Source organism: Sphingopyxis sp., assembly GCF_965279725.1.
GTDB lineage: Bacteria > Pseudomonadota > Alphaproteobacteria > Sphingomonadales > Sphingomonadaceae > Sphingopyxis.
The window spans coordinates 583,179-596,192 of the sequence record NZ_CBDIIL010000002.1 but is presented as its reverse complement, the minus strand read 5'-3'; the positions used below and the strand labels follow the sequence as shown (position 1 = coordinate 596,192).

The 13,014-nt window shown below is 63.4% G+C and carries 9 protein-coding genes and 1 pseudogene; 5 read left to right on the top strand and 5 right to left on the bottom strand.

The genetic code is table 11. From position 1 onward, the window contains the following. Nucleotides 1-279 precede the first annotated feature (279 nt). From ACQY6T_RS07380 to ACQY6T_RS07370, 3 genes and pseudogenes are all read left to right on the top strand, one after another. A pseudogene (locus ACQY6T_RS07380) lies at nt 280-1,071 on the top strand (tyrosine-type recombinase/integrase); the annotation flags it as partial. Between the two features lie 13 nt (nt 1,072-1,084). Continuing rightward, nucleotides 1,085-1,432 carry a site-specific integrase gene (locus tag ACQY6T_RS07375; RefSeq protein WP_428629929.1) on the top strand — a complete coding sequence of 116 codons (348 nt, stop codon included), beginning with the start codon at nt 1,085-1,087 and terminating at the stop codon, nt 1,430-1,432. 138 nt (nt 1,433-1,570) lie between these two features. Further along, on the top strand, nt 1,571-1,918 hold the full coding sequence (locus ACQY6T_RS07370) for a hypothetical protein (RefSeq protein WP_428629927.1): 348 nt from the start codon (nt 1,571-1,573) through the stop codon (nt 1,916-1,918). A 229-nt stretch (nt 1,919-2,147) separates the two neighbouring features. On the opposite strand, the gene ACQY6T_RS07365 is transcribed toward ACQY6T_RS07370, so the two are convergent. After that, nucleotides 2,148-2,426: a hypothetical protein gene (locus tag ACQY6T_RS07365; protein WP_428629925.1), complete on the bottom strand. Its 279-nt coding sequence runs from the start codon at nt 2,424-2,426 to the stop codon at nt 2,148-2,150. A gap of 785 nt (nt 2,427-3,211) precedes the next feature. Between ACQY6T_RS07365 and ACQY6T_RS07360 the strand changes: the two genes are divergently transcribed. Further along, on the top strand, nt 3,212-5,233 hold the full coding sequence (locus tag ACQY6T_RS07360; protein WP_428629924.1) for a transglycosylase domain-containing protein: 2,022 nt from the start codon (nt 3,212-3,214) through the stop codon (nt 5,231-5,233). A gap of 159 nt (nt 5,234-5,392) precedes the next feature. Here ACQY6T_RS07360 and ACQY6T_RS07355 read toward each other — a convergent pair whose 3' ends face one another. From ACQY6T_RS07355 to ACQY6T_RS07340, 4 genes are all read right to left on the bottom strand, one after another. Next, entirely contained in the window at nt 5,393-6,442 is a 1,050-nt protein-coding gene (locus ACQY6T_RS07355) for a DNA alkylation repair protein (RefSeq protein WP_428629922.1), read from the bottom strand. Between the two features lie 69 nt (nt 6,443-6,511). After that, complete coding sequence (locus ACQY6T_RS07350) at nt 6,512-7,912, bottom strand: efflux transporter outer membrane subunit (protein ID WP_428629921.1); 1,401 nt, start codon at nt 7,910-7,912, stop codon at nt 6,512-6,514. Next, entirely contained in the window at nt 7,905-11,069 is a 3,165-nt protein-coding gene (locus ACQY6T_RS07345; protein ID WP_428629919.1) for a multidrug efflux RND transporter permease subunit, read from the bottom strand. Before ACQY6T_RS07345 ends, ACQY6T_RS07350 begins: the two co-directional genes overlap by 8 nt. Before the next feature lie 6 nt (nt 11,070-11,075). Further along, nucleotides 11,076-12,230 carry an efflux RND transporter periplasmic adaptor subunit gene (locus ACQY6T_RS07340; RefSeq protein WP_428629918.1) on the bottom strand — a complete coding sequence of 385 codons (1,155 nt, stop codon included), beginning with the start codon at nt 12,228-12,230 and terminating at the stop codon, nt 11,076-11,078. 110 nt (nt 12,231-12,340) lie between these two features. On the opposite strand from ACQY6T_RS07340, the gene ACQY6T_RS07335 reads away from it, so the two are divergent. Next, nucleotides 12,341-12,976, top strand: coding sequence for a TetR/AcrR family transcriptional regulator (locus ACQY6T_RS07335; protein WP_428629916.1), 636 nt, complete (start codon nt 12,341-12,343; stop codon nt 12,974-12,976). Nucleotides 12,977-13,014: the final 38 nt, after the last annotated feature.

Genomic DNA, 13,014 nt, shown 5'->3' with positions numbered 1-13,014 from the left:
CCACGTTCGCCCGCCGAGCAGCATTCGGTTTAGCCTGTATCTGGATCAATCCGAGGTTGCATTCACGATACCGGCGCCTGTGCGTCAACGATCATCATCATCACGACGATCTGCGACATCTCGGCGGCGCGGCGCCCACCTCGCCTTCGGCGCTTCCCACACGGCCAATTTCCCAAAGGCCACAGCACAAACTCGGCCGTCTGGCCACCTCACCCCTCACCGCGACCCTGCGGCGCTCTTAACGCGCCCGGCGATCGCCATTCGCAAGGACAAAATCATATGCCAGTCGTAAAACTCGACAACAGCTTCTGCCTCAACGCTCGGTGCGAACCCGGCAAAGGCAAGACCGTCTATCGCGACACCGTAACCACGGGGTTCGCATTTGAAGTGCGAAGCTCCGGCGGCGCGACTTATTACTTCATCTATTCCGACGTTCACGGCAAGCTGCAGACGACTAAGATCGCCCGCTTCGGCGACATCACCTTCGACCAAGCCAGAAAGGTCGCCAAGCAGCGGCTGTCGCAAGTCACCCTGGGCGGCGACCCGGCCGCGAAGAAGAAAGAGGTGAAAAGCATTCCGACCTATGCGGATTTAGCGGCGCAGCACCTAGATCACGCGAAGACCTACCAACGCTGCCCCAGCAACACTGAATCGGTGTTGCGAATCCATCTCATCCCTCGGTGGGGAAAATACCGGCTGCACGAGATAACGACGCAGGCGATCTCTAAATGGTTTGCGGACAAGATCGCCGAAGGATTGGCACCCGCGACCATCGAGAAGATCCGCGTCATCTTCAGCCGATCGTTCGAGCTCGGCAGACAGTGGAACATTGCGGGCGCCGATCCGAACCCGGTTCGCAATGTCCCGCGCCGACGCTTCAAGAACGCTCGTACCAAGTACCTGTCGGCGGCGGAAGCAAAACGGCTGCTGGCCGAAGCGGAAAAATCCCGCAATCCGCAGCTGAAGAATATCATCAGCTTGCTGCTGCTGACCGGCGCACGGAAGACCGAACTTTTGACGGCGCAATGGCAGCACATAGACCTCGAACGGAAATCTTGGCACATCCCGACGACAAAAGACCGGGGTGCCGCGCTACGTGCCTCTGTCGCAAGCTGCGATCGACATCATCGAAGCGTTGCCGAGGTGGGACGGATGTCCGTGGCTGCTGCCCAATCCCGCCAAGCGGAAGCCCTATGCCGACTTGAAGCGGCCATGGGATACGGCACGGGACGCGGCCGGGTTGGCCGATTTGCATATCCATGACCTGCGCCATTCCGCTGCGTCGTTCATGATCAACGCAGGGATCGACCTTTATGCCGTCGGTTGTATCCTGGGCCATGCCGATCACCAATCGACCATGCGGTATAGCCATCTCGCCAACGAAACGCTGATGGCGGCGGTCGAGGCGGGTGCAAAACAAATGCACATCTAACTCCTACCCCCCATCCATGTGCTGGCCCAACGGCTGGTGCGTGGATGGGGAAAGGGCTTCGGCCCATTTTTTTCGGCGCGATGTCGTCGGAAAACACATCTGTCGCTGGTATCGACCGGCACTACGAAAGATAACATTATGAGCACGAATTTCTCGGCTGCCCCCAAAAGGGCGTCGGCCGCAAACATCAAAATTCGCCCGGCGCTAGCTGCCTCGAAATCAGAAACTGCTGCCATGTTCGATCGTTTGAGCGCTCTTCTTCGCAACATCGCGCTGAGCACCAACAAGAACGATCAGGTCAACACGCTAATCGCCGCCTGCATCGCCGAAGGCAAAGTCACGAAAAAGGAGATCATCGGCATTGCGGTTCATTTCGGTTTTAATCGCTATCACGTCGCCAAAATGCTGGAACATGGGATAGGCTATGATCCGACCAGCGGCCACTGGCGTCGCAATCAGGACGGCAGTTTCAGTCTTTTCGAATAGCTCTTAACGCCCCCGTTTCGCTGCTGTTCGCACCGGCATGGGAACGGGGGTGACGATCCCGCCGCTCGGACGTTTCCAAATTTCCCTTTTGCACAAGCGCACGGCCGCTCGGACAACCCCAACGCACCGCACCTTCATCGCGACCCTACGCCGCTCTCCGCGCGCTAGGCTAACGCGCGCCCACAAGGATCAATTTCATCACCGTCGTTAAACGCGATAATTTCATAGGTTACTCGATCGGGTCGGTAGCAGCCATCGCGAGTGCGACTTTCAACGTGACTAGCGCGTCCATCCCCGCGACATGCAGGCCTTTGCGCTCGATGCCGAACTCAGCCGCCAGATGCACAAGGCGGCGTGGATTGCCGCTCTCCGTGTTTATGATCCGAGCCCAAGCGCCCGTGTCGACGACGGGCAAGATTTGCACGCTGGGCAATGGACAGCCCCATTGCTTCATTTTCAATCGGTCGTTCTGAAGCGCGTGGCCCACCAACAGGTCTGCGCTTGCCATTATATTGCGCAGCCAAGCCTTTGCGGCATCATCAGCCATGCGAATTGTTTGGCCCATTCCGGAATGGACGTCCTGAACCTCTGACCCGGATGTTTTGAACCGTAATCACCCCGTCGCACCAAGTCGCAATGCCCAGTTCCGTCACGCGATTGGGGAGGCTGGTATTCCCACTCAGCGTCAAAACAGACGATGCGTTGCTGTTGGGCCAAGGCATGCCGCATTTGCGCCCACTGCCGCGTCTGCCAAACCTTCAATGCCACGCGGGGAGCGCGCGTGCGCGGGACACTCGTCGCCGTTTGACGATCGGCTGTCGTTTTTTCGGCTGACCGATCTCCATCCATGCTCGTATGCCCACCCTCTTGTTCGTGCGCTTCATCTGGCATCCGTGTCTCCGCGCCCAGTAAAAGGGCCGTGTCGTGGTGATTTGCACGATAGGGCTCTATTTTCCATTACGTTTCAAACGGGTCCGCATCGGGTCACTTTTGCGAAGCTGATTGAGCCAAAGTGCGTCCGAAAGGAAAGCGCCGAATCCGGAACTCGCCTGCGTTTAGGAATCGGTTGGGTGCCTCAAAAACGGCAGGCCTTTTCCGGCCGGAACCCCAGGTTTTTCTAAGGCTGCGCGCGCCACTGATTTGTGTTCGTAATGATGGGGTCACAGGTTCGAGTCCTGTAAGCGGCACCACGATTTCCCCGACCTTCTGCATCCCACCGCCGCATGGCCCCCGCTGCCCGCTGCACAAGCCATTTGCTTATGCTGTGTTGCGGCTATAATACGGCGGATAAGCATGACCTGGTTTCGCAAACCCGACACCCCCGATCCAGCGCCCGTGGCGCCGCCGGGCGCGCCTGTTTTGGGCGGGCCAATAGCTGTTGTCGCCGAATCGCGGCGGCGCAAATGGCTGCGGCGCCTGTCGCGCGGCTTTGCGATCTTCTGTATTCTCTTCATCCTGCTGGTCGGATGGCTCGCACTGACCGCCCCCCTGTCGAAATCGCTCGAGCCGATCGTGCCGCCGCAAATCACCCTGCTCGCATCCGACGGGACACCGATCGCGCGGTCGGGGGCGATCGTCGATGCGCCAGTGAAGGCGAGCGCGCTGCCCAAACATGTCACCGGCGCGTTTCTGGCGATCGAGGACCGGCGCTTTTACAGCCATTGGGGGGTCGATCCGCGCAGCATCGCGCGCGCCGTATGGAGCAATGTCACCGGCGGCGCGACGCAGGGCGGCAGCACGATCACCCAGCAACTGGCCAAATTCACCTTCCTGACCCCGAAACGCACCCTCGGCCGCAAGGCGCGCGAGGCGCTGATCGCGTTTTGGCTCGAAGCCTGGCTGTCGAAGGACGAAATTCTCGAACGCTATCTGTCCAACGCTTATTTCGGTGACAATACCTATGGCCTGCGCGCCGCGTCGCTGCACTATTTCTATCGCCAGCCCGAAAAGCTGACCCCGGCGCAGGCGGCGATGCTCGCGGGGCTGGTGCAAGCGCCGTCGCGCCTCGCCCCGACCAAAAATCCTGACCTTGCGGCGAAACGCATGAAGCTGGTGGTGAATGCGATGGCCGACGAGGGCTATATCAGCGCCGCCGAGGCCAAGGGGCTTCGCGCTCCGCGCATTGACGTGCGCTCGCGCAATACCTTGCCGACGGGGACCTATTTCGCCGACTGGGCGCTGCCCGAGGCCCGCAAGCTGAGCGATGTCGGCTATTCGCGTCAGACGATCAAGACGACGCTCGACGCCCGGTTACAGGCGGTGGCGCGGCGGGTGACAAATCGCGCGGGGGTCGGCAAGGCGCAGCTCGCGCTGGTCGCGATGCGCCCCAATGGCGAGGTCGTGGCGATGGTCGGCGGCCGCGATTATGCGGCATCGCCGTTCAACCGGGTCACGCAGGCGCGGCGCCAGCCGGGCTCGACCTTCAAATTGTTCGTCTATCTTGCTGCGCTGCGGGCGGGGTGGGAACCGGATGACGTGATCGACAACCAGCCGATCGAAACCGGTTCCTATCGCCCCAAAAATTCGGGCGGCGCCTATTCGAAAACGATCACGCTGGAGGATGCGTTCGCGACGTCGAGCAATGTCGCGGCGGTGCGGTTACTGCGCGAAGTGGGCGACGACAAGGTCATCGACATGGCGCGCGACCTGGGCGTCACCGCGCCGATGACCAAAGGCGACCCCAGCCTCGCGCTCGGGACGTCGAGCATGACGTTGCTCGAACTGACTGCGGCCTATGCGGCGGTGGCCGCGAACAGCTACCCGGTCGTCCCTCACGCCTTTCAGGGAGAGGAAAAGGGTTGGTTCGAAAACTTCATCTCGGGGCCGAGCCGCTTCGGGTCCGGCGTGCATGACGCGATCGAACAGATGCTGCGCGCCGCGGTCAATCGCGGCACCGGCCGCGCCGCACGGCTGCCGCAGGCGAATTTCGGCAAGACCGGAACCAGCCAGGACAATCGCGACGCGTTGTTCGTGGGTTACGCCAACGGTCTTGTCGTCGGGGTGTGGATCGGCAACGATGATAATTCGCCGCTACAGGGTGTTTCGGGCGGCGGGTTGCCAGCCCGGATCTGGCGCGATTTCATGACTCAGGCATCGGGCCGGGAAAAGGCACCGCCGCGACCGGCCAACCCGCGCGGGCCGGTCGAACCGCAGGACGTTCCCGACATCGACGCGATCCCGATCGGCGACAAGAGCAGCGTCGGTATCGAAGGCGGCAACGCGGTGATCTCGACCGAAATCAACGGCAGCCGGATCGATTTGCGGGTGCCGATCACAAATGAGGCGCCGCCGGAGCCTGCGCCCGCGCCTCCTTGAGATACTGAGCGAGCCCGGTCGGCCACCGCTACAAGAACAGCGCTGTGCTCCCGCGCAGGCGGGAGCCCGTCACCGGGCCGCGCCAGTTGGAACCGACCGATGATGGATCCCCGCCTTCGCGGGAAACAAGAATTTTATCGAACATCGCGTAAGACGCGATCAGTCCGCCAGCAATTCAAAGCCGCCGGTCGCCATCGTTATGCCGTTGACGATGATCTCGACGTCGTGGCGACCCGGATGATGACGGCGGGTACTGAAATCGCGGATCGTCTGGCTAATGCGAAGGGCGACGGTCTCGCCCGCAGCAAGATCGAACGTCTTCCATTTGAACACCTTCGCCGCGGTTTTGCCGCCAGCGCGGGCGTAATGGATACGATAATCGACGACCAGCCGCTGATCGCCGGTGGAGCCCGACGCTATGTCGGCGGCGATCGCGATCCGTTCGCCGAGGCACACGGTCGGCGGTTCGATGGCGAAACCGCGCACCGCAACGTCGGCGCCATGCGCAACGCCGATCAGGGCCAGCGCGCGCGGATCGCCCTGCTTTATCAAGGTGCGTAGCGCATGGCGGACGATCCACGCCGTTCTGCTATCGTCCTGCGACCATTGGGCCAGACGACCTAGCAGCCAGTCGGGGCGATCCTTGGCAATATCGTTCAGATGATTGGCAACCGATTTGCGAACATAGAGGCTAGGGTCAGCCTTCAGCGCTTCGAGGATCGGCGCCGCCAGGGTCAGATCGGCCTTCAGTGCGGGGACGCGCGCCGCCCACGGCAGTCGCGGCCGACAGCCTTCGCTCGCCAGGCGGCGGACATGCTCGTCGTCGCTCCCGGCCCACTCCGACATCTTGGCCAGGGCGCGATCGGGCGCGTGCGCCAGAAAGGGGCGGACCGCGAACTCGGCGGTGCCAAAGCGCGTCAGCGTAGCGAGGGCGTCCATCGACCGGTCAAAATCGTCCAGCCCGAAGCGTGCGACATATTCGGTCACCGCGACTGCCTGAAAGCCATGCGTCAGTTGCGATGCCATCGGCTGAAGGATGTCCAGTGCCGCCGGATAACCTGCGGGCAGCGCGACATGCAGCGCATCGGCAATATGCCGCACCCGCTCCATGATCGACAGCGCCTCAAGCCCGTCCGAGGCGGCGCGCAAAAATGCCGATCGATCAAAGCGCGGTGACGACGCGGCGCCCGCGTCGGCGATCGTCGTCAACGCCTGCGGACCAAGGATGTCTTTCAGCAGGGCAGGGGTGGCGGCGCTATCCGGAATCGGCGTGGTCCCTCAGCGGCGCTCGACCAGCCCGCCGCCCAGCGCGACATACAGCGTTACCAGATTGTCGGCCTGGGCGCGGCGCGTTTCGATCAACGTTTGTTCGGCGGCGAACAGATTGCGTTCGGCGTCAAGTACTTCGAGATAGGTCGAAACCCCCTCGCGATACCGCTTGCGCGCCAAGTCGGCGATCTGGCGCTGGGCCAGCGTGCCGCGCTCCTGCGCCTCGACCTGCTCGGCCAGATAGCGGCGCCCGGCGAGCGCGTCGGCGACTTCGCGGAATGCGCCCTGCACGGTGCGCTCATAGGTTGCGACCGCGATATTCCCGCGCGCTTCGGCGACGGTCAGATTGCCCTTGTTGCGCCCGAAATCGAAGATCGGCAGACTGATCGACGGGCCAAAGCTCCAGCCAAAGCCGTTATTACTGAACAGATTATCGAGCGAACCCGAAGCGAAGCCGAGGTTGCCCGTCAGCGAAATCGACGGGAAGAAAGCAGCGCGCGCCGCGCCGATATTGGCCCGTGCGGCGCGCAGCCGTTCCTCGGCCGCCAAGACGTCGGGGCGGGCGACGAGCAGATCGGACGGCAGGCCGGCGGTCAGCGTCGGCGACTGCGTTTGCGCGACAAGGGGCAGCGCAGCGGGCAGCGGCTCGGCCACCGGTCCGCCGGTCAGCACGTTGAGGAAATTATCGGCCTGCGCCTTGATCAGCTTCAGGCTGGCAAGCTGGGTTTCGGCCTGCGTCAGCAACGTTTCCGACTGGCGGTAATCGAGCGCCGATGTCACCCCGGCGTCGAGCCGCCGCTTGGCGATGCGCAGCCCTTCCTTGCGGCTGGCGACGGTGGCTTCGGCCAGCGCGATCTGCTCGGTGGCGCCGCGCGAGGCGAAATAGGTCGACGCGACATCGCGGACCAGCGTCAGGCGGAACGCGCGTTCCGCCTGCTCGGTGGCGAGATATTGGCTGCGGGCGCTTTCGGACAGATTTTTCACCCGGCCCCAGAAATCGAGCTCGAACGACGTTACCCCCACCCCGACCGAATAGCGGCTGGTCGTGTCGGTCCCGGTGCCGGTCAGCGATGGCCCGCGGCTGCGCGCCGCATCGGCGCTGGCGCCCACCGTCGGCAGGCGATCGGCGTCCTGGATCCGGTACAGCCCGCGCGCTTCCGCGATCTGCGCAACCGCGACGGCCAGGTCGCGGTTGCGCAGGGTCGCCTGGGCGATCAGCGCCTCAAGCTGCGGGTCGGCAAAAAAGTCCTGCCATGCGACGTCGGTCGCGCGCTGGCCCAGCGTCACATCGCCCGCAAAATCCTGCGGATAATCGGGCGCGGTGGGTAGCGCCGGGCGCTCGTGCGGCGGCGCCATATTGACGCAGCCGGCAAGCGTGGTCGCCGCAACCAGCGCGATCAGCTTACGCATGTCCGGGCTCCTCATGATGGCCTTTTTCGGTCGGGGCAGGGGGCCGCTTGCGGCTGATCCATTTTCGCACTGACAGATAAAAGAGCGGGATAAAGAAGATGCCCAGCAAAGTCGCCGCGATCATCCCGCCCATCACGCCAGACCCGACCGCGATGCGGCTGGCCGCGCCAGCCCCGCTCGCGATGACCAGCGGCACCATGCCCAGGATGAACGCCAGGCTGGTCATGATGATCGGGCGCAGCCGCAGCTTCACCGCTTCCATCACTGCGTCGAGCGTCGACTTGCCTTCGGCCTCTTGCTCGATCGCAAATTCGACGATCAGGATCGCATTTTTCGCCGACAAGCCGATGATCGTGATCAACCCGACGTTGAAATAGATGTCGGCGGAGAGCCCTCGGAACATCGAGAACACCACCGCGCCCAGAACGCCCAGTGGCACCACCAGCAGCACCGAAACCGGCACCGACCAGCTTTCATACAGCGCCGCCAGCAACAGGAAGACGACGACGAGTGACAGGCCCAGCAACATGCCGATCTGGCCCGACGACTGCTTTTCCTCATAGGAGATGCCGGTCCATTCGAACGCGAAGCCGGCGGGCAACGTCTGCGCCAGCCGCTCCATTTCAGCCATCGCTTCACCCGTCGACTGGCCGGGCGACGGTTCGCCCGAAATCGTCATCGCAGGATAACCGTTATAGCGCTGCAACTGCGGCGCCTCGGCCGACCATGCGGCTTTGCTGAACGATCCGAACGGCACCATGCCGCCATTGGCGCTGCGCACGCGCAGGTCGAGCACGTCCTGCGGGGTCATTCGGCTGGCCGCGTCAGCCTGAAGCAGCACGCGCAGCACGCGGCCTTCACGGGTGAAGTCGTTGGCGTAAGCGCTGCCGAAACTGATCGCGAGCGTCGCATTAACGTCGCCGATCGACAGGCCGAGCGCGCGCGCCTGGACGCGGTCGATGTCGACCTTCAGCACCGGCGCATCCTCCTGACCTTCGGGGCGGACATTGGCGAGCAGTTTGCTCTGCATCGCGCCGCCCAGCATCTGGTTGCGCGCCGCGACCAGCGCCTCGCGCCCGTTGGCGCCGCGGTCCTGCAGCTTGAAGGTAAAGCCGCTCGACGTCCCCAGCTCCGGGATCGACGGCGGGCTCAGCGAGAAAGCGAACGCCTCCTTGATCCCCATCAACGTCCCCATCGCCCTGCCGGCGATCGCATCGGCACTGTCGCCGTCGCCGGTGCGTTCGTCCCAAGGCTTGAGCGGCGTGAACATGATGGCGTTCGCCTGACCCTGCCCGAAAAAGCTGAACCCGTTGACGAGCACGATATTCGCGACTTGCGGCTGTTCGGCAAAAAAGGCTTTGACCTGCTTCGTCGCTTCGGCGGTTCGCTGCGACGTCGCACCCGGCGGCGCCTGGACGACGGTGATCAGATAGCCCTGATCTTCCTGCGGCAGGAACGATCCGGGCAAGCGCGTGAACAGCAAGCCGGTCACCAGCACCATTGCGGCAAACACCCCCAGCCAGCGCAGCGGCGACGCCAGCATCTTGCCGACCCCGCCCTGATAACGATCGGTGGTGCGGCCGAACCAGCCGTTGAAGCGGGCAAAAAAGCGATCGAAGAAGGCGCCGATCTTGCCCTTGCGCGCCGTGTCGTCGTGCGGCTTCAGCAGCGTCGCGCACAGCGCCGGGGTCAGCGTCAGCGCGAGCAGCGCCGAAAACGCGATCGAAATCGCCAGCGTCATCGAAAACTGGCGATAAATACCGCCCGTCGATCCGGGGAAGAACGCCATGGGGATGAACACTGCGATCAGCACCAGCGTGATGCCGATGATCGCGCTGGTGATCTGCGCCATCGCCTTCACCGTCGCCTCATAGGGCGACAGATGCTCTTCGTTCATGATCCGCTCGACATTTTCGATCACGACGATCGCATCGTCGACGAGGATGCCGATCGCCAGCACCATGCCGAACAGGGTCAGCACGTTGATCGAAAACCCGAACATCCACAGGCCCAGGCACGCGCCCGCCAGCGCGATCGGCACGACCACGGTCGGGATCACCGTCGCGCGCCAGTTCTGCAGGAACAGGAACATGACGAGGAAGACGAGGACCATCGCTTCGACCAGCGTGATGACGACCTCTTCGATCGACAGCTGGATGAACGGCGTCGTGTCATAGGGGATCGACCAGGTGATGTCGGGCGGAAAGCCCTTCGCCAGCTCGGCCATCTGGGCGCGGACACCCTCGGCGGTTGCGAGCGCGTTGGCGCCGGGGGTCAGCTGAACCGCGAGGCCCGCCATCGGCTTGCCGTTCAGCTCCGACGAAAAGAGGTAGCTTGCGGACCCCAGCTCGACGCGCCCGACATCGGCCAGCGTCACCGCCGACCCATCGGGATTGGCGCGCAGGATGATGCTCTCGAACTGCTCGGGCTTGGTAAAGCGGCCCTGCGTGGTGATCACCGCGTTGAGCTGTGCACCCTTGGCGAGTGGCTGGTCGCCCAGCTGGCCGCCCGGGGTCTGGCTGTTCTGTTCCTGCACCGCCCCCAGCGCTTCGGCTGCCGACAGGTTATACGACGCCAGCTTTTGCGGATCGAGCCAGATCCGCATCGCATATTCAGGCGCGAACGCCTGCACATTACCGACGCCATTTACGCGGCGCAGCTCGTCGAGCACACGCGTGTTGGCGAAATTGTTGATCTCCATGGGGTCGGTGTTGCCGCTCTTCGACGTGACCGCGACGATCAGCAGGAATCCCGAATTGGCTTCGGTCACCGAAATCCCCTGACGCCGGACATCCTCGGGCAGGCGCTGTTCGACGCGGCGCAGGCGGTTCTGCACCTCCATCTGCGCATTGTCGATGTCGGTCCCGGCCTCAAAGGTCAGGTTGATCGATGCGGTGCCGTTCGATTCGCTGGTCGAGGCCATGTAGAGGAAGCCCTCGACCCCGTTCAGTTCTTGTTCGATCACCTGCGTGACATTTTGTTCGAGCGTCTTGGCGTCGGCGCCCGGATAGGTGACGCCGATCGTCAGCGATGGCGGCGCAACCGATGGATATTGTTCGATCGGCAGGCTGCGCAGCGCGATGATGCCCGACAGCAGAATGCCGATGGCGATGACCCACGAAAAAATGGGCCGGTCGATGAAAAAGCGGGGGGTCATATCAGATCAGCGCTTTGCCGGGTGCGTCGACGCCGCACCCTTGGGTGGCGCAATCCGTACCGGCTGGCCCGGCTGGACCTTTTGCAATCCGTCGACGATGACCCGGTCGCCGGGGCGCAGTCCGTCGAGGATCGCCCACTGGCCGGCAATCATCGTACCCAGCTTTACGGGGCGGGGGGTCGCGATATTCTTGGCGTCGAGCACCATCACGCTGGCGGCGTCCCCGGTCAGTTTGACCGCCCGCTGCGGGATCAGCATCCCGTCGGCGCGGTTGCCGGCAAAGATGCGAGCGCGGACGAATTGGCCGGGCAGCAGCGCAGAGGCCGGATTGGGGAATTCGGCGCGCAACGCCGCGGTCCCCGTCGCCTCGTCGATCGACAGGTCAAGGAAGTCGAGGTGGCCGACCACCGGATAGGCGCTGCCATCCTCCAGGATCAGCTGGACTTCGACGCGCTCGAGCTGCGGGGCGCTGACCTTGCCCGATCCCATGTCGCGGCGCGTCGCCAGCAGGTCCGAACTCGACTGGCCGAAATTGACGTAAACGCGGTCGATCTGTTCGATCGTGGTCAGCAGCGTACCCTGCGCCGCGCTGACCAGCGCGCCTTCGGTGACCTCGGCGCGGCGGGCGCGGCCCGAAATCGGTGCGGTGACCGACGCATAACCCAGGTTCAGCCGCGCCGATTCCAGATTGGCCTGCGCCGCCTGCACATCCGCTTCGGCGGTGCGCTGCGCGGCGACGGCGGCGTCATATTCCTGCTTGCCGATCGCCTGATCGGCGAGCAGCGGCTGGTAGCGTGCGACGACCTGCCGCGCATTCGCCGCGGTCGCCTGCGCGCGGGCCAGCTGCGCGCGCGCTGCGTTGGATGTCGCGTTCAACTGGCGCGGGTCGATGCGGAACAAGGATGTTCCGGCGCGGACAAAGCTGCCCTCGTCGAACAATCGCCGTTCGACGATGCCGTCGACGCGGGCGCGGACTTCGGAGGTCCGATACGCCTGCACGCGGCCCGGCAGCTCGATGACGTTCGGCACTGCTTGTGACCGCACCGTCACGATATTGACCTCGGGCGGCGGCGGGGCAGGGGGCGCTTCGGACGCGCAGGCGGTGAGCAACAAGGCCAACGCGGCGACGCTGACGCTGGCAAAGGAACGAGCGCGACTCATAAGAACCCCTGAATAATGCTGTATTATGAAGCGTGGATGGCACAATAAACGCCTTGCACAAATCGCCATGTAATTTACATTACAGAAAAGCACAAGGGAGAGAATCGCGGATGGTACCGTCCGACTTGCTGGAATGCCCGATGGAGCCCCTGTCGCTGCGCGAACGTCGCCGCGATGCGATCCTTGACGCCGCCGAAGCGCTGTTCCTCGAACAGGGTTATGAACGCACGGGTCTCGCGGAAATCGTCAAACGGTCGGGTGGATCGCTCGCGACGCTCTATGACCTGTTCGGCAATAAACAGGGGTTGCTCCACGCGATTGCTTCGCGCTGGGGCAATGAAGCCCGCTGCCAGCCGACCGAATGTATGGCTATGGCGGATATTTCGAACGTCGAATTGCTCAGGGGCTACGCGCATCGGCAATGCGACCGGATGCGTTCGCCGCGCGCCGTTGCCTTGATGCGGATGCTGATTTCGGAAAGTTTGCGCGACCGCGACTTCGCGCTGCAAATCTATCGTGACCTGCACATCCCGGCGATCGAGGAATTATCGACGCTGTTCGCTGAATGGGCGGCGGCGGGCGAAGCCGAAATCGACGATCCCGACGCGGCGGCGAAACTGTTGCTCAGCATCGTGATCGGGGACTCCATGCTCCACACGCTCGCGGGGCTCGAGGACGAATGGCTCGACAACGACCAGCTCGACTGGCGCCTCCAGCCGTTTTTGTCGCATTTCAAAATCGGTTAGCGGCATCGGCGCCGCGCTTCTGTTGACATGATTGTCAA

What these genes read in the sequence shown, in the direction of transcription:
- ACQY6T_RS07350 (WP_428629921.1), bottom strand. Translation starts at nt 7,912, where the DNA reads ATGCGTAAGCTGATCGCGCTGGTTGCGGCGACCACGCTTGCCGGCTGC.
- ACQY6T_RS07370 (WP_428629927.1), top strand. Translation starts at nt 1,571, where the DNA reads ATGAGCACGAATTTCTCGGCTGCCCCCAAAAGGGCGTCGGCCGCAAAC.
- ACQY6T_RS07340 (WP_428629918.1), bottom strand. Translation starts at nt 12,230, where the DNA reads ATGAGTCGCGCTCGTTCCTTTGCCAGCGTCAGCGTCGCCGCGTTGGCC.
- ACQY6T_RS07360 (WP_428629924.1), top strand. Translation starts at nt 3,212, where the DNA reads ATGACCTGGTTTCGCAAACCCGACACCCCCGATCCAGCGCCCGTGGCG.
- ACQY6T_RS07335 (WP_428629916.1), top strand. Translation starts at nt 12,341, where the DNA reads ATGGTACCGTCCGACTTGCTGGAATGCCCGATGGAGCCCCTGTCGCTG.
- ACQY6T_RS07365 (WP_428629925.1), bottom strand. Translation starts at nt 2,426, where the DNA reads ATGGCAAGCGCAGACCTGTTGGTGGGCCACGCGCTTCAGAACGACCGA.
- ACQY6T_RS07345 (WP_428629919.1), bottom strand. Translation starts at nt 11,069, where the DNA reads ATGACCCCCCGCTTTTTCATCGACCGGCCCATTTTTTCGTGGGTCATC.